16 protein-coding genes and 1 tRNA gene are annotated in these 22,725 nt (G+C 36.2%); 4 read left to right on the top strand and 13 right to left on the bottom strand.

What is annotated here, in order from left to right; all coding sequences use genetic code 11:
* Positions 1–11: 11 nt before the first annotated feature.
* Positions 12–1,106 (bottom strand): fatty acid desaturase family protein, encoded by a 1,095-nt coding sequence (locus ACRDEC_RS01495; protein ID WP_431496562.1) that lies wholly within the window; start codon positions 1,104–1,106, stop codon positions 12–14.
* Positions 1,107–1,211: 105 nt separating this feature from the next.
* Here ACRDEC_RS01495 and rsmG point away from each other — a divergent pair, with 105 nt between their 5' ends.
* Entirely contained in the window at positions 1,212–1,841 is a 630-nt protein-coding gene (rsmG, locus tag ACRDEC_RS01490) for a 16S rRNA (guanine(527)-N(7))-methyltransferase RsmG (RefSeq protein ID WP_431496561.1), read from the top strand.
* A gap of 60 nt (positions 1,842–1,901) precedes the next feature.
* On the opposite strand, the gene pruA is transcribed toward rsmG, so the two are convergent.
* The 3 genes from pruA to ACRDEC_RS01475 all read right to left on the bottom strand — a co-directional run bounded on the left by pruA (position 1,902) and on the right by ACRDEC_RS01475 (position 5,399).
* Entirely contained in the window at positions 1,902–3,527 is a 1,626-nt protein-coding gene (pruA, locus tag ACRDEC_RS01485; protein ID WP_431496560.1) for an L-glutamate gamma-semialdehyde dehydrogenase, read from the bottom strand.
* Between the two features lie 165 nt (positions 3,528–3,692).
* Positions 3,693–4,079: a Co2+/Mg2+ efflux protein ApaG gene (gene apaG, locus ACRDEC_RS01480; RefSeq protein ID WP_431496559.1), complete on the bottom strand. Its 387-nt coding sequence runs from the start codon at positions 4,077–4,079 to the stop codon at positions 3,693–3,695.
* 69 nt (positions 4,080–4,148) lie between these two features.
* Positions 4,149–5,399 (bottom strand): DUF5103 domain-containing protein, encoded by a 1,251-nt coding sequence (locus tag ACRDEC_RS01475; protein WP_431496558.1) that lies wholly within the window; start codon positions 5,397–5,399, stop codon positions 4,149–4,151.
* Positions 5,400–5,561: 162 nt separating this feature from the next.
* On the opposite strand from ACRDEC_RS01475, the gene ACRDEC_RS01470 reads away from it, so the two are divergent.
* Positions 5,562–8,372: a M16 family metallopeptidase gene (locus ACRDEC_RS01470; protein WP_431496557.1), complete on the top strand. Its 2,811-nt coding sequence runs from the start codon at positions 5,562–5,564 to the stop codon at positions 8,370–8,372.
* Positions 8,373–8,452: 80 nt separating this feature from the next.
* On the opposite strand, the gene ACRDEC_RS01465 is transcribed toward ACRDEC_RS01470, so the two are convergent.
* The 7 genes from ACRDEC_RS01465 to ACRDEC_RS01435 form a co-directional block, all read right to left on the bottom strand.
* Complete coding sequence (locus ACRDEC_RS01465; RefSeq protein WP_431496556.1) at positions 8,453–9,271, bottom strand: peptidoglycan-binding protein; 819 nt, start codon at positions 9,269–9,271, stop codon at positions 8,453–8,455.
* 281 nt (positions 9,272–9,552) lie between these two features.
* Entirely contained in the window at positions 9,553–10,317 is a 765-nt protein-coding gene (locus tag ACRDEC_RS01460; RefSeq protein WP_431496555.1) for a class I SAM-dependent methyltransferase, read from the bottom strand.
* A gap of 32 nt (positions 10,318–10,349) precedes the next feature.
* Entirely contained in the window at positions 10,350–11,168 is an 819-nt protein-coding gene (gene map / locus ACRDEC_RS01455; protein ID WP_431496554.1) for a type I methionyl aminopeptidase, read from the bottom strand.
* A 39-nt stretch (positions 11,169–11,207) separates the two neighbouring features.
* Entirely contained in the window at positions 11,208–14,795 is a 3,588-nt protein-coding gene (locus tag ACRDEC_RS01450; RefSeq protein ID WP_431496553.1) for a T9SS type B sorting domain-containing protein, read from the bottom strand.
* A 40-nt stretch (positions 14,796–14,835) separates the two neighbouring features.
* Positions 14,836–15,375: a thioredoxin family protein gene (locus ACRDEC_RS01445; protein ID WP_431496552.1), complete on the bottom strand. Its 540-nt coding sequence runs from the start codon at positions 15,373–15,375 to the stop codon at positions 14,836–14,838.
* Positions 15,376–15,381: 6 nt separating this feature from the next.
* The gene (gene gpmI / locus ACRDEC_RS01440; RefSeq protein WP_431496551.1) at positions 15,382–16,899 is read right to left on the bottom strand and encodes a 2,3-bisphosphoglycerate-independent phosphoglycerate mutase; all 1,518 of its coding nucleotides are present in this window, start codon (positions 16,897–16,899) and stop codon (positions 15,382–15,384) included.
* Positions 16,900–17,002: 103 nt separating this feature from the next.
* Positions 17,003–19,471 (bottom strand): DUF5916 domain-containing protein, encoded by a 2,469-nt coding sequence (locus tag ACRDEC_RS01435; RefSeq protein ID WP_431496550.1) that lies wholly within the window; start codon positions 19,469–19,471, stop codon positions 17,003–17,005.
* Between the two features lie 203 nt (positions 19,472–19,674).
* Between ACRDEC_RS01435 and ACRDEC_RS01430 the strand changes: the two genes are divergently transcribed.
* Positions 19,675–20,382, top strand: a complete 708-nt coding sequence (locus ACRDEC_RS01430) for a murein L,D-transpeptidase catalytic domain family protein (protein WP_431496549.1) — start codon at positions 19,675–19,677, stop codon at positions 20,380–20,382.
* Here ACRDEC_RS01430 and ACRDEC_RS01425 read toward each other — a convergent pair.
* On the bottom strand, positions 20,326–21,876 hold the full coding sequence (locus tag ACRDEC_RS01425; RefSeq protein ID WP_431496548.1) for a L,D-transpeptidase family protein: 1,551 nt from the start codon (positions 21,874–21,876) through the stop codon (positions 20,326–20,328). The genes ACRDEC_RS01430 and ACRDEC_RS01425 overlap by 57 nt on opposite strands.
* Positions 21,877–21,886: 10 nt before the next feature.
* A complete protein-coding gene (locus tag ACRDEC_RS01420; RefSeq protein ID WP_431496547.1) occupies positions 21,887–22,324 on the bottom strand; it encodes a GNAT family N-acetyltransferase in 438 nt (145 codons plus the stop codon).
* Between the two features lie 169 nt (positions 22,325–22,493).
* Here ACRDEC_RS01420 and ACRDEC_RS01415 point away from each other — a divergent pair.
* A tRNA-Gly gene (locus tag ACRDEC_RS01415) sits at positions 22,494–22,566 on the top strand.
* The last annotated feature ends 159 nt before the right edge of the window (positions 22,567–22,725 follow it).

Here is a 22,725-nt window from a genome sequence, read left to right as displayed (position 1 = left end):
TTGTAGTTGTTTTATGCTAATGACGGTTTTTGCCCTAAAGTTTTCAAATGACGGAAATGTGCTATAACGGCACTCCACATTGTTTTGTATTCGTAATAAGGCAGATTGCATTCTTGTGCCGTCTGTTTTACTATTTCGGCAATTTTTCCATAATGAACATGGCTGATATTAGGGAAGATATGATGCTCAATCTGGTGGTTTAATCCTCCTGTATACCAGTTTACTACCCAGTTTTTAGGTGCGAAATTGGTTGTAGTAAACAATTGGTGGATAGCCCAGGTATTTTCAATTTCCCCTTCTTCATTAGGAACCGGGTTTGAAGTATCTTCAATGATGTGTGCTAATTGAAAGACAACACTTAAAATTAAGCCGGCTGTGTAATGCATGATGAAAAATCCAATCAGAACTTTCCACCAGGTAATTCCTAAAAACATTGGAATCACTAACCAAATAGAAAAATAAATCACTTTTGTAATTACTAAAGTACTCCATAATTTCACTGGGCTTGGGAATTCGCCGTAGGAAAGTTTTCTTTTGATGTAGTTCTTCATCTGTTTGAAATCTGTTGTCAGGGACCAGTTAAAGGTCAGTAAACCGTATAAGAAAACGGAATAGTAATGTTGGAATCTGTGGAACTTGTGCCACTTTGCGCTTTGGGTAAAGCGGATAATTCTTCCGGCATCCAAATCCTCATCATGTCCCGGGATATTGGTGTAGGTATGATGCAATACATTGTGCTGTACCTGCCAGTTGTATACATTGCCTGCTAAGATGTAGATGCTTCCGCCCATGATTTTGTTTAACCATGGTTTTGTTGAATAAGAGCCGTGATTTCCGTCGTGCATAACATTCATTCCCACTCCGGCCATTCCAATCCCAATGACAATTGTAGAAAGTAAATGCACCCAAAAAGGCATATCAATAGTTAATATCAGGAAATATGGAGTCAAAAAAATCGCAAACATAATTACCGTTTTAAGGTGTAATTTCCAGTTACCGGTTTTTTGAATATTATTCTCTTTGAAATAGGTATTTACACGCGAATTTAAAGTCCTGAAAAACTTCATAGAATCATTGCGTGAAAATGTAGGAACCGTTGTATTCATAATTTTATGTATAAACGTCAAAGGTAATTATTAAAAAAAACTATCCAATAAAGATTAACAGATTTTGTTTCTTAAATTACTTACTTTTGCCTAAAATTATGTCCCATGGAAGAAATACTAAAGTATTTTCCTAGTTTAACAGAAGTACAAATTGCGCAATTTGAAAAATTGGAAGCATTGTACCAGGACTGGAACGCCAAAATTAATGTGATTTCCAGAAAAGATATTGACGAATTGTATGTGAAACACGTTTTGCATTCTTTGGCTATTGCCAAAGTGCAGCCTTTTGAATCAGGGACTTATGTTTTAGATGTAGGAACCGGTGGAGGTTTTCCCGGGATTCCGTTAGCGATACTTTTCCCGGAAACCCGTTTTTACTTAATTGATGTAATTGCCAAAAAAATAAAAGTGGTTCAGGCGGTAGTGGATGCTCTTGAACTTAAAAATGTTAAGGCTGAACAGCTGCGTGCCGAAAATGTAAAAGGAGATTTTGATTTTATTGTAAGCAGAGCTGTAACCAATATGCCGGATTTTGTTTCCTGGATTAAGGATAAAATCAAAAAGCAACAAAAACACGAGCTGTCAAACGGTATTCTGTATTTAAAAGGTGGTGATTTGTCCGAAGAACTGAAAGACTTTCCGAAAGCTACGGAATACAATATTTCGGAGTTATTTGAGCCGGATTTCTTTGAAACAAAAAAAGTAGTCCATTTGCCTTTGAAGTTTAAATCATAAAATAAAAAGCCCGTCACAATATAGATGACGGGCTTTTTTTATTAATGTGATTCCTTTGGATTATCCCAAAAACGGGTATCTGTAATCTTCCGGAGTAACAAAAGTTTCTTTAATTGTTCTAGGTGACACCCAACGCAATAAGTTTTGTGCTGAACCTGCTTTGTCATTTGTTCCTGAAGCTCTTGCTCCTCCAAATGGCTGCATTCCAACAACCGCTCCGGTTGGTTTGTCATTGATATAGAAGTTTCCGGCAGCATTTTGTAACGCTACAGTAGCTTCTTCAATAGCATAACGGTCCTGGCTGAAAATGGCTCCGGTTAAGGCATATTCTGAGGTTGTGTCTACTAATTTTAATGTTTCATTCCATTTAGCATCCTCATACACATAAATGGTCATTACCGGACCAAAAAGTTCCGTTTCCATAGTGGTGTATTTTGGATTTGTTGTTACGATAACAGTAGGTTCAATGAAATAACCTTTCGATTTATCGTAATTTCCACCCACAATGATTTCTGCATCAGCATCTTTTTTAGCTTGGTCGATAAAGCTCGCCAATTTATCAAAAGAACCTTCGTGAATTACGGCAGTAATGAAATTACTGAAGTCTTCCGGAGAACCTTGTTTCATCGATTTAACATCAATAATTAATTGTTCTTTTACCGCTGGCCATAAACTTTGTGGGATATAAGCTCTTGAAGCAGCGGAACATTTTTGTCCCTGGAATTCGAAAGCACCACGAGTAATACCTGTTACTACTTGTTTTGCATTAGCACTTGGATGGGCTACGATAAAATCTTTTCCGCCAGTTTCTCCAACAATTCTTGGATACGTTTTGTAATGGTGAATATTAGTTCCGATTTTTGCCCATATGTCTTTGAATACGTGTGTTGAACCTGTAAAGTGAATTCCTGCGAAGTCACGACTTGCTAAAACAGTATCGGTAATCATTAAAGCATCTCCAAAAACTACGTTGATAACGCCGTCCGGAACTCCTGCTTCTTTGAAAACGTCAATAATAACTTTTGCAGAGAAAACCTGACTATCGCTTGGTTTCCAAATCACAACATTACCCATTAACGCAGCACTTGCAGGAAGATTTGCAGCAATAGCAGTAAAGTTGAAAGGAGTAATTGCATATACAAAACCTTCTAATGGTCTGTATTCAACTCTGTTCCACATGTCTGAGTTTGAAGAAGGCTGATCTTGATAAATCTGAGTCATGAATTCTACGTTGAAACGCAAGAAGTCAATTAACTCACAAGCGGCGTCAATTTCAGCTTGGTGAATGGTTTTGGATTGTGCAATCATTGTTGCAGCATTTATTTTTGCTCTGTATGGACCTGCAATTAATTCGGCTGCTTTCAGGAAAATGGCAGCACGTTGTTCCCAAGCCATGTTTGCCCATTTTGCTCTGCTTTCTAAAGCATTTGCAATGGCTTTTTCTACATGTGCTTTTTCGGCTAAATGGTAGGTGCCCACGATATGCTGGTGATCGTGTGGTGCCGACATGTTTCGGGTATTTCCGGTTTTGATTTCTTCGCTTCCGATGTAAAGGGGAACGTCTATTTTTGAATTCCACATCGCTTTATAAGCGGCTTGAACTGCTGCTTTTTCCGGAGAATTGGGAGCGTATGCTTTTACGGGCTCGTTTACCGCTTTGGGTATATTAAAAAATCCTTTTAACATGGTATTGATATTGTTAGGTTGTTAGACTAATTCGATTTTATAAATCGGATACAAAAGTACAAAGGAAATCTCTAATTTTGAGTATCAAATAACACAAAACTATCTTAAAGAAATGGGTATTGGCTGAATGGAATTGCTTTATCCTAAACAGGATACTGTAAAATATTAATTTAAGGCAAACGGTGCGCTAAGGCGGAATGCGGGAACAATAACTTTGAAAGCCCTTGTTGAGGTGAAATTAATCATGTTGAAATGACCCTGCATGGTTCCGAAGGGAGAGCAGAGCAGACAGCCGGAGCTGTACGTATAGGTTTCGCCTGGTTTTAAAACAGGTTTTTTGCCTATTACACCTTCACCATCAACTACTTCGACATCGTTGAGTGCGTCGAAAATCTCCCAATGGCGGGCTAAAAGCTGTACGGAATCCTTACTGTGGTTTTCAATGGAAATGTGGTAGCTGAAAGCAAAATGCATCTTATGGTTTTTGAAGTACGTACCTTCAAAAGTAGTCAGGACCGAGATTTTTATTCCTCTTGTGATTTGCGTTACCATAATACTAAATTCTGCTTTTACAAATTTAGAAATTTTATGAAAACAAACGGCTTATATCAATATTAATTTTTAATTGGTAATATTCACCGAATTTGCTTCTCCTTTGCCAATGACCCTATCGTATCTTTCTCCGTTAGAACGGTAATAAACTATGGCAGTATATTGATTTTCAGTTTGATAAAAATTTCCGTCAACAGCTTCGCTATCCGAAATAGAATTATTTGAATCCAGGATTGTATAGTTGTAATTATTGAATCCCTGTTTGATTAAAATGGCTTTTTCAAATAGGCCTTTAGTAGCATTGTACTCCATTTTATTGTCTGGTCCGAAGGTATAATTATTGAACATTCCTGTGACATAAACAGCCTTGTTTGCCGGAGTTTCTATTGAGAAAAGAGAGAAATATACCCAGGTGTAATCGGCTTCCACTTCATTGTTTTGCGCCGTTAGGTTCCGGGTAAAGAAATTTCCATTGATATCAGGATAATAGGTGTATCCGTTGTTTTTGCGGGCCATGTCAGTATAGAGATGTGTGTTGTAAAGACCGCTGTTCGAATCTACTCTTGAAATGGTATTTGTTGAAGCCCGTACTTCTTTATTGTCAAAATACAGGTATTCGTTGCCGGCGTAAAATTGTGTTTCCTTGTCGTATTTGAATATCAGGTCATTGCCAATGGTGTATTGCGGCTTTACATTTACAATGGCGTTATTCCATTTCCCATTTTGAAACAAGATGATTTTTACGTTTTGTGCCGGATTCTGGAATAAGATATTTTTGGATTTTATAGTAAATTCTACATTTTGTTTATAACTGTTATCTGCCACTTTTCGAGCCCTTTTTATTTGCATCGGAACGTCACTCAATTCTTCAAAAACAATAAATTTTTTAGAGAACACTAGTTCTCTGCTACTGTTAAAAATCGAAATCAGATAATTTCCGCTTTTTGTCAGTTGGGTAAGTGCATTGGGAATTTTGAGTCTGTAATGCGAATAAATCTGTAGTGTGTTGAATGAATTTTCGTAATCCTGAATCCGTTGGTTGTCAATGCCGCTAAGGTATTCGTTTTTGGATAATTCCGACGGAGTCCAATTGTAATTGTAGTGTGTAATGGTATAGTAGTAATCTTCTTCGTTGCCATATAAATCATCAAAACTAAACTGGAATTGTTCGCCCAGTCTGAAAACAGGAATTACATTATTTGTGTTTTGGGTAAACACGACCGTTTTGATATTAAACGGTGTTGCAGTTTCAATATCCTGTCCTAAGGAAGGATTGGTGGTTGCAATTGCGGAAAAAATGAAAATCAGTCTTCGTAACATAGCTGTAAAAATAGAACTGTAAATGTATTGATTTAGACGGCAATATAAATTATTTTTTATTGTAGCTTTTTTTTTGTTAATAACTCATGTTAATTATACTATAATATTTCTTATAGTTTTGAGTTTAGTTTATAGATTTACTAAAAAAACAATTAAAATTTTATGAAACAACTTAATAGATTAGCATTTGGATTGCTATTATTTCCGGCTTCTTTTTTTGCGCAGGAACTCGATTACTCCAACGCTATCCCGTTTGATGCAAGTGTCAAAACAGGAAAACTCAAAAACGGCCTGACGTATTATATCAGGAAAAATGCCAAGCCGGAAAACAAAGTTGATTTGCGGCTGGTTATTAATGCCGGTTCTATTTTAGAAGATGACGATCAGCAAGGATTGGCACATTTCATGGAGCACATGAATTTTAATGGAACCAAACGTTTTCCTAAAAATAAACTGGTTGATTATCTGCAAAGTATTGGGGTGAAATTTGGCCAGCACCTGAACGCCTATACAAGCTTTGATGAAACCGTTTATTTTTTGCCGATTCCTTCCGATAGTCCGGAAAAACTGGAAAACGGATTCAATATTATTGAAGATTGGGCTTTTAACGCTAACCTGACACCTGAAGAAATTGATAAGGAAAGAGGGGTTGTTCTTGAGGAATACCGTCTGGGACTTGGAGCAGATAAAAGAATGTCTGATAAGTACATGCCTAAAGTATTGTATAATTCGCATTATGCAGACCGATTACCAATAGGAAAAAAAGAGATTTTGGAAAAGTTCAAATACGACAAAATCATAAAATTCTATAAAGACTGGTATCGTCCTGACTTGATGAGTGTTATTGTCGTAGGGGATATCAATGTAGCCGAAATGGAGAAAAAAATTCAGGAACATTTTGGAAATTATGAGAACCCAAAAAACGAAAGACCCCGAAAAATATACGAAGTGCCGAGTCACAAAGAAACTTTTGTTTGTATAGAAAGTGATAAAGAAGCATCGGATGCACAGGTTCAATTGTTGTATAAAGACAAAGGATTACCTAAAAAAGAAATCACTCTTGGAGATTACAGAGACGGTTTGGTAGAAAATTTATTTTCAACAATGCTAAACAACAGGCTGGAAGAATTTACTCATAAGCCAATGCCTCCGTTTGTTTACGGATTCTCCTATCATGGCGGGACTTGGGCCAGAACGAAAGAAGCCTATCAATCGTTTGCTATGGTGGAAGAAAACAAGCAGGTTGATGCGTTAAAAGTGTTAGTGACCGAAAATGAAAGAATTAAAAAATTCGGTTTTACCCAAGGAGAATTAGACAGAGCAAAACTGGAAATCATGTCAAGACTTGAGAAATCATTTAATGACAGAGAAAAAACAAATTCGGAAAACTTTGTTGGGGAATACCAATCTTATTTTCTAGAAGGTATTCCAGCGCCCGGAATTGCATGGGAATTTGAAACGTCTAAAAAAATGTTTTCAGGGATTAACCTAAAAGATGTTAATGGGATAATCGGGAAATTTATTACAGAAGACAACAGAGTTGTTGTGATTACCGGCCCTGAAAAAGAAGGCTTAAAAAAAATTACGAAGGAAGAAGTTTTAAAAGCATTAAAAGTAAATGCTGCTGAAATTACGGAATATAAAGAAACCGAAATAGCTAAAAGCTTACTCAGAAAAGAACTGAAATCAGGTTCGATTGTAAAAAAAGAATTGGATGATAAAATTGGTGCCACAACACTTTTCCTTTCTAACGGAGCTAAAGTGACGTACAAAAAAACTGATTTCAAGAACGATGAAATTTTGATGGAAGGCATTAGTTTCGGAGGAATTAACCTGTATTCGAATGAAGAGGCCAAAAAAGTTCAGTTTGCTAATGGCGGATTGATTGAAGCCGGTTTTTCAGGATTGAAACAGAATGATATCGATAAGTTTATGTCCGGGAAAATAGCCCGTGTCAATCCATATATCGGATCGATAACAGAAGGCGTGAGAGGAAGTACAACGCCAAAAGACTTAGAGTATTTATTCCAAATGACCAACGCGTATATTTCAGATTTAAATTTTGATAAAGAAGCATACGAAACCTATAAACAAAAGCAGTCAGCTTTTTTTAAAAATCTAGGGTCACAACCGGGATTCTTTTTTCAACAGGAACTTTATGGTTATTTACAGAAAGACAACCCAAGATTCATCGGAATGATTCCAACAGATAAAATTTGGGCGGAAACAGATTATCAGTTGGCCTATGATAAATACAAAGAACGTTTTGCCAATGCTGGAGATTTTGAATTTTTCTTTGTTGGGAATATTGACGACAAAAAAATAGAAGAATATGCTGTAAAATATATTGCGTCACTGCCATCTAATAATGCTAAGGAAAAAGCAGTCGATTTAGGCTACAGGTTGCTTAAAGGAGATTTGAAAAAAGTGGTAAATAAAGGTGCTGACCCTAAAAGTAATGTTACCATCATGTATTACGGGGACGCAGTTTACTCTCCAAAAGAAGCCATGGCGCTTCAGGCTTTGGGAGAAGTTCTTACTATAAAATTGATCGAAGAGCTTAGGGAAAATGAAAGTGGTGTTTATGGAATCAGCGCAAGAGGAAGTATGAATAAAGTTCCAAATGGCGCCTATAATTTTACCATTGGTTTCCCTTGCGGGCCTGAGAATGCGGAAAAACTTTCTGCCTCTGCTTTAAGAGTGCTTCAGCAAATTATTGAAAAAGGTCCTGAAGAAAAGGATTTGGCTAAATACAAAGAAGCAGAATTGCTGGATTTGAAAAAGAACAGTAAAGAAAACAGATTCTGGTTGTCTAATTTCACGAGATCTTTCATTAATGAGGAAAGTGCAGATGAAGTATTGCAATCGGAAGAAAAAATAAATGCGGTTTCAATCAAAGATATTCAGGAAGTTGCAAAAAAATACCTTACTAAAGACAAGGTTATTGGCATGCTGATGCCGGAGAAAGCATAACATAAAAAGTAACAGTAAAAAAAGCTCCGCTATTGCGGAGCTTTTTTATTATATCATTCGAACTGTTTTGCTCCGCGGCTTTACACTAATGGAGCAATGGAGAAAAAATCGATTTTAGACGTTTTAAAATTCCGTATTTTATTTGCCACTGCGTTGCCGTTACTTGAGCCCATACTGTTCGTATTTCCTTCTATTGTTTCGATAGTATCACCATTAACATCAATTACAATCCCCGTATGCATCCAGTCCAGATTTGATTTTTGGATTAAAAAAATATCACCGGGCTTAATCACGGAAGGATTACTTCTGGCAGCCTGGTAGCGGGTTAATAGATGTTTCTCAATCCCTTTCACCCCAACAGTGTCACAGCTGTAAGTCAGCGGCATTAAACTTTTAAAATTCTTACCCTGAATGGAAGATGCCTGATCTATTATTGTCTGTACAAATCCCATACACCATAACCAATCAGATCCTTCTTTTCCATCCATATAACTTCGAACCCAAGGGCCGGAATTTCCCTGTTGATGGATGATAAGTTCAAACGGGTTATTCTGAAGATGGTTTTTTGCCGTATTGACAATCAGTTCCCGAAGATTACTGCCCTGAATCGGATCCTCAAATGCTTTTTTTATGGGTAATGCCAATAAATCAAACAGATTTTGGTTGACAACCCCGGTTTGCGCTGCATTTTTTATTTTTTGGAAGTTCTTGACTGCTTTTTCAGTTGCAGGTCCAAAATCGCCGTCTATCGATGTTCCTGTTCCGGAATTTGGATTTGCAATGGAGAATAAATTCAATAAAGATTGTATTTTTTCGGTCTCTTTTTTCGAGTTGTTGGCTCCGTTTTTTTCGTGGGTATTTTTAATAACCAGCTCTTTTAAGTAAGAAGTCTTTTGCATAACAGTACATTTTTAAATTAACTTCAGAAATAAGTCAGCAGCCGATTTTTAAATGTGATGGTTGCTTGGTTTGTATTTTAAGTGAGATACTTAAATAAAAACTTATTATATTGATAATTAATGATTTACTGTAAAATTACTTTTATTTAATTTTTTGGAATAGGGGATATAACCCCATTTAAAAAGGGGAAAAACACCTTGTTTTTTAAAGAAGGGAAAATGTAGTAAAAAGGAAATTAGCGGTGCTTTCTAACCAAGGGAAAATTAGGAGCGTGATAGTTTTATTTGTAACAAACAGGGATTATTTCTCCTTTTGCCAGACAATATTTTTCTACCAGTTCCGGTGAAATCTTATGAGTGTAATCTTCCTCAATAACGGTAAAACCGATACTTCTTAACTTATCGAAATAATCCAACCCGTAAACGCGTACGTGATCATATTGTCCGAATATTTTTGCTCTTTCTTTCGGATCTGTAATGGTGTCATCGGAAAAAGTGGTGGTTCTTGACAAATCCTGTGGAATCTGAAAAATCCCCATGCCGCCAGGTTTTAAAACACGGTACAATTCCTGCATGGCTTTGGTATCATCAGGAATGTGTTCCAAAACATGATTGCATAATATCAAATCATACGAATTGTCTTCAAAAGGTAAGTTACAGATGTCTGCTTTCACATCGGCTAAAGGTGAAAACAGATCGGTCGTGGTGTAATTCAGGTTTTTCTGGTTTCTGAATAGTTTATAAAAAGCCTGTTCCGGTGCAAAGTGCAGTACTTTTTTAGGAGTAGAAAAAAAATCGGTTTCATTTTTTAAATACAGCCAAAGCAAACGGTGTCTTTCCAATGACAATGTACTTGGAGAAAGAACATTATTTCGCTGATTTCCATATCCGTAAGGCAAAAAGGTTCTGAAGCTTTTACCGTCAATTGGATCGGTAAATGTATTTCCTTTTAAGACAAAAGCCAAAATGGGTCTTGCTACATAACTCAAACGAATCAGTAAAGGCCTTGGGATGGTGTTCAGTATGAATTTGAAAATTTTTTTCATTTGTTGTTCTTCGGGAGTCCTTGTGGAAAAAATTAGATTACAAAAGGTGTTTTTCTAAATTCATCTTCTTCATTGGTAACAATTCCTAACGCTTTGTTTACGTATGCAAAAGTGGAAAGCAATTCAGGTTTACCGTCAATAATAGCGATATCATGTTCAAAATGTGCAGAAGGTTTCCCATCGGCAGTAAGAATTGTCCAGCCATCTTTCAATTGTTTGATGTTTTTGGTGCCAAGGTTGATCATTGGTTCCAAAGCAACTACCATTCCTTCAACCAATAGCTTACCGCGACCTCGTTTTCCATAGTTAGGCATCTCCGGTTCTTCATGCATTTTTTGGCCTAAACCATGACCGACTAATTCGCGAACAACACCATAACCATGACTTTCACAATGTTTTTGAATGGCACAGCCAACGTCTTCTACTCGATTACCAACACGTAATTCGCGGATACCCACGTATAATGATTCTTTGGTTACCTGAAGGAGTTTTTTGGTTTCAGGAGCGACTTCGCCTATTTCAAAAGTATAGGCATGGTCACCATAAAAGCCGTTTTTTAAGGCCCCGCAATCCACCGAAATAATATCTCCGTCCTCTAATGGTTTGTCCGTCGGAATTCCGTGAACTACCTGAGCGTTGGGGCTCATGCACAACGAGTTTGGGAAGCCGTACATTCCCAGGAATGCCGGTGTAGCTCCGTGATCCCTGATAAAGGTTTCTGCTAATTTGTCTAAATATAAGGTGCTGACCCCAGGTTTGATTTCACTTGCAATCATTCCTAAAGTTTTGGAAACAATTAAGGCACTTTCGCGCATTAATTCGATTTCTTCACGTGTTTTTACGATTATCATAATATTAAATTTCGGGAGACAAAATTAAGCACTTTTTATTTATCTTTTTAAAGCAAAATGCCCTTTGAATTCTTTTTCGATTTGGTTTTTTCTATATTTCAATTTGAACCAATAATCACTTGCAGGCAGAGATGTTCCATTAAATGTTCCATTCCAGCCTCCGGAATTTGGGTTAATTTCTTTAATGAATTTACCAAACCTGTCAAATATATGAATTTGGATGGATTCTAAAGCCTGCGTACCGCCAATATTCCATGTGTCGTGATAACCATCTCCATTTGGTGTAAAAAACTTTGGATAATCAACCAGTACTATTTGTGTACTTACAGCACCACAGTTGTATTTGTTGGTCACTGTTATTGTGTGTTCGCCAGCGGTAATGTTTGTAAAGACATTGCTCGTTTGCCAGCCTGTATTATCCATAGAATATAAATAATCGGGAGATTGAGGTATAACAATGGCGGTTACAGTGTTTTCGGCTTCAAAAGCAATTAGTTCTGATGGCTCACCAGTTATTGAAAATGGGATGTAAGAATTCTCAGTTTTGAAATTCGCCACAGTGGAACAAAGTGCTGCATTCGTTGTGTTTGTGATTTTTACGGAATATTCCCCTACTGTTGAAGTAGTATAAGCATTGGAACTTTCTCCCGAAATCTCATTGCCTGGCACAGCATCAAATCCATTATGCCATATAAAGCTATAATCTGATGTTGGTAATTGTGTATTTATTATTGCCGGATTTGCCGGAACATTATTTCGATCGACACAAATAATATAAGACTCCAGTAAATGATTTGCCGGATAAGGTCTCACGAATAACTCTAATTCTAAAATGGTATGGCAAGCTTCACCTGTTTCGCTGTTAAAATTAGTCTTACTGTTTAAACGGACATAAATTTTCTGATAATTAACAGTTGTATTTGTAAAGGTAGCCGGATTTGTAATGAAATTATTGTTGTTGTTTGCGGCATCTGTAATGTCTTTGTAATATCGGAATGCAACATCTGCTATTGGGGTCGGATTTGCCATTTCTGATTCTCTGCTGGTTAAATCAAAGGAGCTAAAGCCACTGTCCTCACAAAGTTCGAGAGGTGTAGGGTTATTTGTCGCTCCAGGAAGATGTAATACAACAAGACTCAATGTGGTTGTTTTATCACAACCATGATTCGTAGGGTCAAGTACTTTTACAATGATTGTTTTTGTTCCTGAATTATAATGTGCAGGTGTCGTTATGAAATTGTCTGCTGCTAAATCAGCATTGGTTTCATAAAATCGTACCTGATAATTGGCATTGTTTCCTGTTATGAAAGAAATACTGCTGTTTAAATTAAAATCTGCAGTTGTTGTTCCGCATGATTTTATTGGTAACGGATTAAAAATAGCAGGATCAGGTAAAACATTCAGATTAAAATTTATAATTGAAACGCATTGTGTATTGGTATCGAATAATCGAATAAAAATCGCTCTTGTTCCTGTTGTAATCGCAAACGGTGTATTTTTATTCAGTTGATTTACATTTCCTTTTGCATCATCAAAAGAATTAAAATAACTGGTTTGCACACTCGTATTTTGTCCTATTAATGCTTCTGCATCTTTAGTGTTTAATAGGAATGTATCGCTCACGCAAACGAAACTCTGACTTACGGTGTTTTGTAAAGGTGCTGCGTAAACTTCTACTTGAAATTGACCAATTCCGGTACAATTAGTATTTGTTTCTATTCGTGTATAAATAGTGTGAATGCCAGCAGGAATACTTGTGCTGTTTGTTACTTGATTTATTCCGGTTGAAACATGATTCGGGTCTAAATAAAAGCTAATGTCAACAGGAGAAACAGGGAAATAATTATTCTTTATCAGCATTCTTTGTGCATCAAAATTAATTGTTCCATAATTGGCGTTTAATTCAGGACAGACCGCTGAAATATCCGGATATAAAGCAATGCTTGTTGGATTTATCACTAAATTAATTACCGCAGTATGTAACGATGGGCAATTTGGAATTACATTTTCGTTTACTGCTTTTACATAGATGTTCTGTGTGAATGGAGAACTTGTATTAGTGTAATTCGTGTAATCTAATATTGGAATTGTAAAGCCGGCATCTTGATAATAATATAACGTTAAGCCTGCAGTATTATTCGTTATGCTATTGTATAGCTGAGATAAGTCAGTAGTTGCTACACCGTCAAGAGTTGGGTTTATAAAATCACATTGTTCCAGTCGGATTGGAGTTGTATTTACCGTTGGTAATGCATTTATTGTTATGGAAACCGGATTGGAAATAGTTGAACATAAATTTTGTTCGGTAACCTGTAAAGTATAAATTGCTGTAGTATTTAAAGCTTGATTTGCTGCCGAAACTGTATAGGCTTGATTTGTTGCTCCTGCGATGGATACTCCGTTCTTAAACCATTGGTAAACGATATTTGTTAATGAACCGTTATTGGCAATGTTCGGCGTAATAGTGTAGCTGCTTCCTTCACAAATGATTTGGTCAGCAGAAATAGTTACGGATGGATTTGTAAAAATATGGATTAAATTTGAATCTGAAGTACTGCATGGACTGTTGAAAACACGTACAAAATAATCGCCGGGCACTGTTGGAGTATAATTCTGATTAGTTGCAGCTGCGATTGGATTATTGTTTAAATACCATTGGTAAGTAAGCACATCAACAGTATTGTTTAAACTCGCTTGATTTGTAATTGCTGCTTGTAAAATCGGACTGGTTTGTAAACATTGTGTGTTCGTATTTGAAATCGCTATTGCTGGAGTAGCATGGAATTTTAAATCAATTTCATCGCTGCTTACGGTTAAATTTCCAATGATTACTGTTGGGTCAGTACTGTCGTAAGCGGTTGATTCTACTTTATAAACTCCCGTTTCTGTTGTCGTTAATGTGTTTGTGTTTAAAGTTGAATCTGTGATTGTACTGATTAAAATACCGTCTTTATACCACTTGTAATTAAACCTTAAGTTTGCAGGTAATCCAGGGAAATCTGTGACGTCAATTTTAGCAACGATATCTTTTGAAGAAGGTTTGCAATAATCAAATTGTGTTATTTCGGATAAAGAAGTATCCAGTATTTTTACTGATGACAGGAAATCACAGTTAGAACTTCCTGTTCCTCCGGTTTGTGTAATAGAAATGTTTCCGGGTTGGTTGGAAAAATTATCAACTAATAAAACATAAAGTTGTCCTGTAACTCCATTTGGAAGATTTACGAACTCAATACTGTTTGATAACCAGCTACAGTCAACTTCAGTCGCAGGATTCAGCTGAGAGCAAATATTGTTCAGATTATTAAATGGACCCCACAATACGAAGTCTACATCCGTTCCGATTCCGGCATTATTGACCTGGCTAATTTGAAGTTGAATGTCGCCAGGGGTTTGAATTTCCATAAAAAACCACGTTGGGCCATGAAATTGTTCTTCAATACAAGTTGTGTTGAAAACTTCCGTATTTGAACCCGTTGAGTTTTGAAAAGGAGTATTTGTGGCACACGATTGATACAGCTGAAAATTTGCTTCAAGTTCAGCGCAGGAAGAAGCTCCTCCTTGTGAATATGATGTAGAAATATTTAAAAATAGCAGAACAAATAGAAATTTGCTTAAATGTTTCATTTAGGGGTCGGAAAGTTAAATTTTCCGCAAAAGTATTAAATTAATCCTCATAAATGTGTTTGTAGGGTTTTCCGGAGATGATTTTAAACATATCTTCTTCTAAACTATTCACAGGAGTTTCCACAATACGATGTATTTCTTTTCCGTTTTTATAGAAAATAAAAGTAGGGACATTGGTAATATTCTTGTCTTTTTCCAAATGATCAGGAGTTGTTTTTGTCCTGTCAGTAATGATTAATGTGCTGTTTTTTTCATCAAAACCCAATTGTTCCAAAACTTTATAAAAAGCCGGAACCTGATGTTGGCTGTCTTCACACCATGTTCCCATAAAAATAATAATGGTAATGCCGTCAATGTGCTTTCTCAGTTCTTCAATTGTTTTAGCATTCGGTTTGTAGCTGTCGTGAGTTGCATTATACCATGCTGAAAAGGGCGCTAGCTGAATTTCTTTTTTTGAACTTTTACCCACTAACATAGGAGTTCCCGTTTTTGGATCTACTGTTTGAGTTGCCATATTTTGCTGTGCATTTGAATTAATAAAGGAAAAAGCCAAAGCAATTAGCAGTATTATTTTTTTCATAATCAATTATAATAAAGAATGTCTTGTCATTACTTCGGGTTTTTGGATCCCCATCAATTCTAAAATAGTGGGGGCGAGATCACCTAAAACACCATCATTAATATTTTTTAATTCCTTGTCTACCAAAATAACCGGCACTGGGTTTGTAGTGTGAGCAGTATTTGGGCTTCCGTCAGGATTAATCATCGTTTCGCAGTTACCGTGGTCAGCGATAACAATTGTTGTATAATCGTTTTCCAAAGCAGCTTCAATCACTTCTTTTACACAAACATCAACAGCTTCGCAGGCTTTGATTGCGGCGTTCATAATTCCTGTATGGCCCACCATATCTCCATTAGCAAAGTTCAAACACACAAAATCGACTTCTCTTTTTTTAAGTTCCGGAATCAGTTTGTCTTTTAGTTCGAAGGCACTCATTTCGGGTTGTAAATCATAAGTAGCTACTTTGGGAGATGGACAAAGCAATCGGGTTTCGCCAGCGAAAGGTTCTTCACGCCCGCCCGAAAAGAAAAACGTTACGTGAGGATATTTTTCGGTTTCGGCCATCCGAATCTGTTTTTTATTGTGTTTTTCTAAAACTTCGCCTAAAGTTTCTGTGATATTGTCTTTGTCATAAATGACGTTAACCCCTTCATACGTATCATCATAATTGGTCATGGTGACATAATATAAATCGAGTTTGTGCATGTTTTCTTCGTGGAAATCTTTTTGCGAAAGCGCTTCCGTCAGTTGTCTTCCTCTGTCTGTTCTGAAGTTGAAGAAGATTACGACATCACCGTCTTTAATTGTGGCAATCGGACTGTCGTTGTCATCTACCATGGCGATGGGTTGAACAAACTCATCGGTTGTATTGTTCAGGTAGCTTTCTTCCATCGCTAAAACAGCATCTTTTGCATGTTTTCCAGTTCCGTTGACTACTAAATCGTAGGCTAATTTGATTCTTTCCCAGCGTTTGTCACGATCCATCGCATAGTAACGTCCGATAACAGACGCTAATTTTGCAGGAGTGTTTCTAATATAGTTTTCAAGATCTTGAAGATATGAAATACCTGATTTTGGATCTACATCACGGCCGTCAGTGAAGGCATGAATAAATATTTTTTCCAAACCGAAGTTTTGTGCGGCATCCAATAAGCCTTTTAGATGAGATGTATGCGAGTGAACACCGCCATCCGATACTAATCCCAAAAAATGTACGGGTTTGTTGTTTTGTTTTGCGTAGTGAAATGCATCCGTTAAAACTTTTTCCTGATTTAAAGATTTGTGTTCGACGGCCAGATTGATTTTCGCTAAATCCTGATATACGATCCGTCCGGCACCAAGATTCATATGGCCTACTTCAGAATTTCCCATTTGTCCTTCCGGAAGGCCTACATTCAATCCATCTGTTCTTAACTGAGCATTCGGATAATTCGTGTATAAACTGTCTATAAAAGGCGTGTTGGCATTGTCTATGGCAGAAACTTTCGGGTCAGGTGATTTTCCCCAACCATCAAGAATCATGAGTATTACTTTCTTGTTCATTATTACAGGTTTTTAGCCCTGATAGCAGCGGTATCCTTTTTCTCGTTTCTTTAACGAGGAAAAGATTTAGCGAATAGCAGGAAACAGCTTCAAAAATAAGAAATTATAACCAATTTTTGGCGCTGTTGTAATCAATACAATATCTAAAACTTACAGAAACAGTATTGTTTAAGTTGTTTGCAAGGGTGTGGTCTAAATTGTCAATAAATTTTTTAGTAATGCTATTTTCATAGTGAATTGCATTATTTCTGTATAAAACGGATAGCTGGCTTCCCGGAGCAACCCACCAGGAATAAGATAAATCAAAATTCCAGGTTTTGAAGTTGGAGTTTTTGTTTTCACCGTAGGTATCGTTTGGTTCGAAATACCCATTGTCTGTCAAAGTCAGGAAATTTAAGTTTTCAGCGTAAGACCAATAATATCTTGCCTTTAAATTTACAGTCATTTTTGGCGAAATGGAATATTTACCTGTAAGGGAAGTCGTAATTGTATTTCTGTTTCTGTTGGCAAAAATAATTTCGTTTAGAGCTTCATCATAATCAACTCGTCCTTTATCATCGTTTCTGCGGTCTATTTCAAAGCCTAAAATCCCTAAAACCTTATTGCTGAAGCGGTATCTTGGATTGAAATAAAACCCAACAGTGTTTCGCTTGTCCTGATCCATTATATGGAACCACATTCCGGTGTCTAAAGCTAATTTCCGATTGTAATTGCTGGAAATATCCAACCAGCTTCTAAAAGTTCTCGGATTATAAACAAATCGGTTTTGTGCCATTGGCTGATAGAAGTCGTAGGTTACAAAAGGCTCTAATTGAAATCCGGCGCCAACAAAATCATTTTTCTTTCCCGTAGTATTTACATTTAAACCAAAATAGGCTTCCTGTGCACGTCCGGTCGAGTTGTTCATTTCAGCATAAGAATTCAAATTAACATTGAAGCTGTTAAAAAAAGTATTCGGATTTAAAATGCGATAGCTGATATTGTTGTATACATGGTGGTAGTTATTGATGTAGTTGATTCCTAAATCATTAATGTCAAATTCATCGTTTACGTAACTTCCGTTGAAGCTATAACGGAATTTTCCGCTGGTTTTACTGAAGTCAAGATAAGCACGGTATCCGTTCTGATTTTCCTTTTCGTGAATATAGTTGTATTTAAAATCACCTGACAGGCTATAAGAATTGGCTTTGGTATTCAAATCGAATAACAAACCAGTTACATTCGCATCACGAAAATGCCCATTTCTTACAACGCTGGTGTTTACAAGTGAAACGGAAGAATTTTTACGGAAACGCTGGTCTAAAACAAGAACATTGTAATTTGCCAATGGTTCGACGGTTTGTTTTCTTCTTTCGATAATATCCGGTTCTCCCGGAGTTGGGTTTGTTGTAGTCCTTTGAATTGTTACATCCGTTTTTTCGGTAATAGCATTTAATACGCCAATACCAAGGCCTTTAGAAGTTCTTCCGGAGATTTTCAAAGCATTTAATAAATTTACATTTGCCGGATAATCCAATACCTCTTCATTATCACTTAAATTCGGATACGTTGAAGGGGAACTTCCAATTCTTCTGGTGTAAAGAAGATTTCCTTTGTTGAATAAATCGGTTCCTTCAGTAAAAAAAGGACGATTTTCATTAAACTGCTGTTCGAATGGCCCCAGATTCAGAACCACATCATCAAAAGCTGTCTGACCAAAATCAGGGACCAAAATAGCATCTAATGTGAAAGAGTCATTAATTCCGTATTTGACATCTAATCCGGCTTTGAATTTGGTTTCATTTCCGTTCTTGTTGCTGTTTTCATACATCGAAACATAAGGCATCAGAAATAGTCGGGTAGGAGTTTTGATATTTTCAATTCCTTCCAGAACTCCGGACTGTTGCGTAAATGTTCCCATTTTACTGTTTATGAAGTTCCAGGTGTATTTTTGTCTGTCTCGTCTTATCTCCCTAAAAAGATTCAATCCCCATGTTTGTTTTTCTTTTTCCGAGAAACGCAAAGCAGCATACGGAATTTTCATTTCGGCAACCCATCCAAAATTGGTAACTGTCACATTACTGTGCCAAATGCCGTCCCATGAATAATCTTCTCCACTGTCTGTTGCGAGGCAATCCATTTGTGTTCCGGCAGCACTTACAAAAAAACGGTAATCCTGTTGCCCGTCATTGTAACCATTAATAAAGACACCGAAAAAATCACAAGTACCAAAATTATCACGCTCCGTTATTTCTTTTAAAATTTTTGCAGGATCATCATACAGCAATGCTCCGATGTATATGGCTTCATCGTCGTATGCAATTTTTACTTCTGTTCTTTTGTCTTCGGATAAAGGCTTTCCGTTGTCAGGCTGGAACATAATAAAGTCTGATGCTTTTTCTGCTTTTGCCCAAATAGGTTCGTTTAGATTTCCGTCAATTGTAATTTTTCCTTCAGTGTGCAGTGATTTAAGTTTCTTTTTTCCTTGAATAATAGATGATGTCTTCTGAATTGAATCGTTTGAAGTGATGTTTTGACCGAATACAATTGTGTGAAATAGTAAAGCAAGGAATAATGCTAACTTCAGCGTCATAATGTTCGTTTTTTTGATTGGATCAAAATTAGAGATAATCTTCGCGAGTGCTTTTTATTTATGAATAGTTTAACTAATAGGGGGATTTTAAAAAATCGATGAAATGTTAAATTTTACCGATTAAGTGCAGAAAAATTTGGATGGTATTATTTTTTATTTAATATTTGTCCCCGATGGAAAACAATACAAATAAAAGATTATCAATGAATTACAGATTTTTACCGCTTCTTTTATTATTTTTTATGTCTTTTGCCCCAAAAGCTACAAATAATACAGACCCGAAATTAATTGCTAGTGCAACTAGTAGTAATCTTGCTGCAAAAATTGAAATTGTTTACAATTCGCTAGACGCAAATAATTTTGCGTTACCGCAGATTAACTGCTTCAAAAAAGCAATGGAAGGGTTCTTCGTTTTAAAACAAAAAGGAATTATCCAAAAAGATATTTTGACAGTCATTGATTTTAGCATGTCATCAACTAAAAAAAGACTTTGGGTAATTGATTTATCAAACAATACCATCTTATTTAACACTGTAGTTTCTCACGGAATGAATTCAGGTGTTGAATTTGCTACTAATTTCTCAAACTCACTAAGTTCAAATAAAAGCAGCCTGGGATTCTATGCAACAGGAGAGACATACAATGGAAAACATGGTTTGTCATTGAAACTTGATGGTTTGGAAAATGGAATCAACAATAATGCAAGAGCAAGAGCCGTAGTAATGCACGGAGCAAGCTATGCTAATCCTTCGATCTTAAAATCTCAAGGTTTCTTGGGAAGAAGTCAAGGTTGTCCAGCTATTCCTGAAGCAATTAAAAATGAGATCATCAAAATAATAAAAGATAAATCCTGTTTATTTATTTATCACCCTAGCAGGAGTTACGAGATTACTTCTAAACTGGTTGCTTAATCTAAGATACAATTCAGGGTCATAATTATAAACATCGTTTCTAAATTGTAATTGACCTTTTTCATACCAAGCCGTAAAATAGAGAATGTGGACATCAAACTCCTCCTCGATTTTTACGGTTTTTGTTTTTTTGAGAAAAAGGATCGAATCAATTTTTTCAGGAGTGTATATTTTTTTGCTGAAAAGAAGGTATTCGGCTAAATTCAGAGGATTTTCGACTCTGACACAACCGGAGCTTAAAGCCCTGAAGTTTTTTACAAAATAATCCCGATGATTAGTGTCATGCAGATAAACCAAATGTTTGTTTGGGAAATTGATTTTCACAAATCCCAAAGCATTATCTTCACCTGGGCTTTGTACGTATTTATAGTTTTCGGCGTTACTGAAACTCCAGTTTCCTAAGCTTACTTCTTCCCCTTTTCGATTGTAAATGGTTATGTTACGGCTGGAGATATAGTTACGGCTTTTTTGAGTTCCGGGAATTAAATCTTCTTTCATAATTGTCGGCGGCACGGTCCAGGTTGGGTTAAAAACAATATTGTCAATTCGGGACGAAAGTATCGGGGTTTTTCTTTTTTCGGTGCCAACCACAACCTTATGCATTTTTATCGTGTCAGTATTTTGTACGGCATGTAAATAAAAGTTTGGAATGTTTACTACAATATGATTAACGCCCAAATCTCTTGGAAACCATCTCCATCGCTCCAGATTATCTATAATTTGTTGCTTGCGTTGCTCTTTGGTAAAATTAAGGGCTGCTATTGTTCCTTTTCCAATAACACCGTCAGGTTCTAATCCGTGTCTGGACTGGAATTTTTTTACCGCGTCGTGCATCGCTTCATTATAAACTTCGTTTAGCGTGTCATTTTTGCTCAAATCATCCCAATATTGGAGTCTTTTTTTAATGAGAACGATATTCTTGTTTTTATCTCCAAAATCAAACTTGTCTGTAGTGGCAATTGGAATAAAATGTTCATCAGGCAAGGTGTTGATAATTGCCAAAGCCTTTTTTAGGTAAGCGTAAATGGCATGATGAGGCTTGCAACTCTCTATGACACTGTCTATTTTGTTTTTGGTTAGTGCGGTGTTTAATATAGAATCACCTTTGAATTTGTTTTTTTTAATCTCCCAGTCAGGGTAAATTTCTCTAGGGTTTAATTTTCCGTTGGATAAGTTGGAAGTGTACTTTATGAAAGAAGAAGAAAGTTGTTTGTAGTAGGTTTCAATTTCTTTTTCCGAAAGTGTACTGAAGGATTCTTCAAATTGCTCTAATTTTTTAATGGAATAATCGTCTGGGAACAATCCTTCTTTTTCCGAATTTTTAATAGATTCCAGAAATGTTTTTCTGTTTTCCGGGTTTTCCCATCCAAAAAGAGTGGCTTTTTTTTCGGATTTGGGTAAGTTGTTTTTGTTGGCAATGGCATCTGTATTTGTGTTATTGCCACAGCCGATATATAAAAAGAGACAAAAAAGAATGGGTAAAAATAATTTCATAAATACTTTATTATAAATGCTTGTACATGACATAATGAATTCCAATATTTTGTATTTCAAATGCAGAACCTATAATTGTATAGTTTAATTTTTCATAAAACGCTACAGCAGTTTCCCTCGCATTGAACCATAGTAACGATGCATTTTGAAATTTAGCATATTCTTCGGTCTGATTTATTAAGAAATTTCCCAAGCCTTTTTTCTGGTATTCTTCCAAAACAGCCATTCCTCGAATCTGCATTTGATATTCATCATGAAAGTTATTGCTTTTATTTTCAAAAACAGACACGACACCGACCAAATTTTCATCAAAATACAAGCCAAAATGTTTTGTTGTTTCTAAATCGTCTCCATCAAATAAACAAGATTCGATGGGTTTTCCAGCTCTTAAAACCGGTTGTCGAACCGAATATGTCTCTTTTGAAGAAATAATTTTAATTTTAATCATATTTTTTTAGGCAAAGCCCAACATTAAATTTAATTATAAAAATCTAATAATAAATCATTTAGTGCAAAAATTATATTTTACTATTACTTTGATGTAAATAAAATGTAATTTTTTTTCGAAAAAAATTTGCAACTAAGAAAAGTTATTAGTTATATTTGCACTCACAAAAGCGGAAGTAGCTCAGTTGGTAGAGCTCCAGCCTTCCAAGCTGGTTGTCGCGAGTTCGAGCCTCGTCTTCCGCTCTGCTAAAACCTCAAACGAAAGTCTGAGGTTTTTTTATTTTAAGCTGGTTGTCGTCTCGTTGAATTCAACGAGAAGCCTCGTCTTCCGCTCTGCTAAAACCTCAAACGAAAGTCTGAGGTTTTTTTATTTTAAGCTGGTTGTCGTCTCGTTGAATTCAA

It is taken from the genome of Flavobacterium sp. (assembly GCF_050696275.1).
Lineage (GTDB): Bacteria > Bacteroidota > Bacteroidia > Flavobacteriales > Flavobacteriaceae > Flavobacterium.
This window is presented reverse-complemented; position numbering and strand designations above follow the sequence as displayed.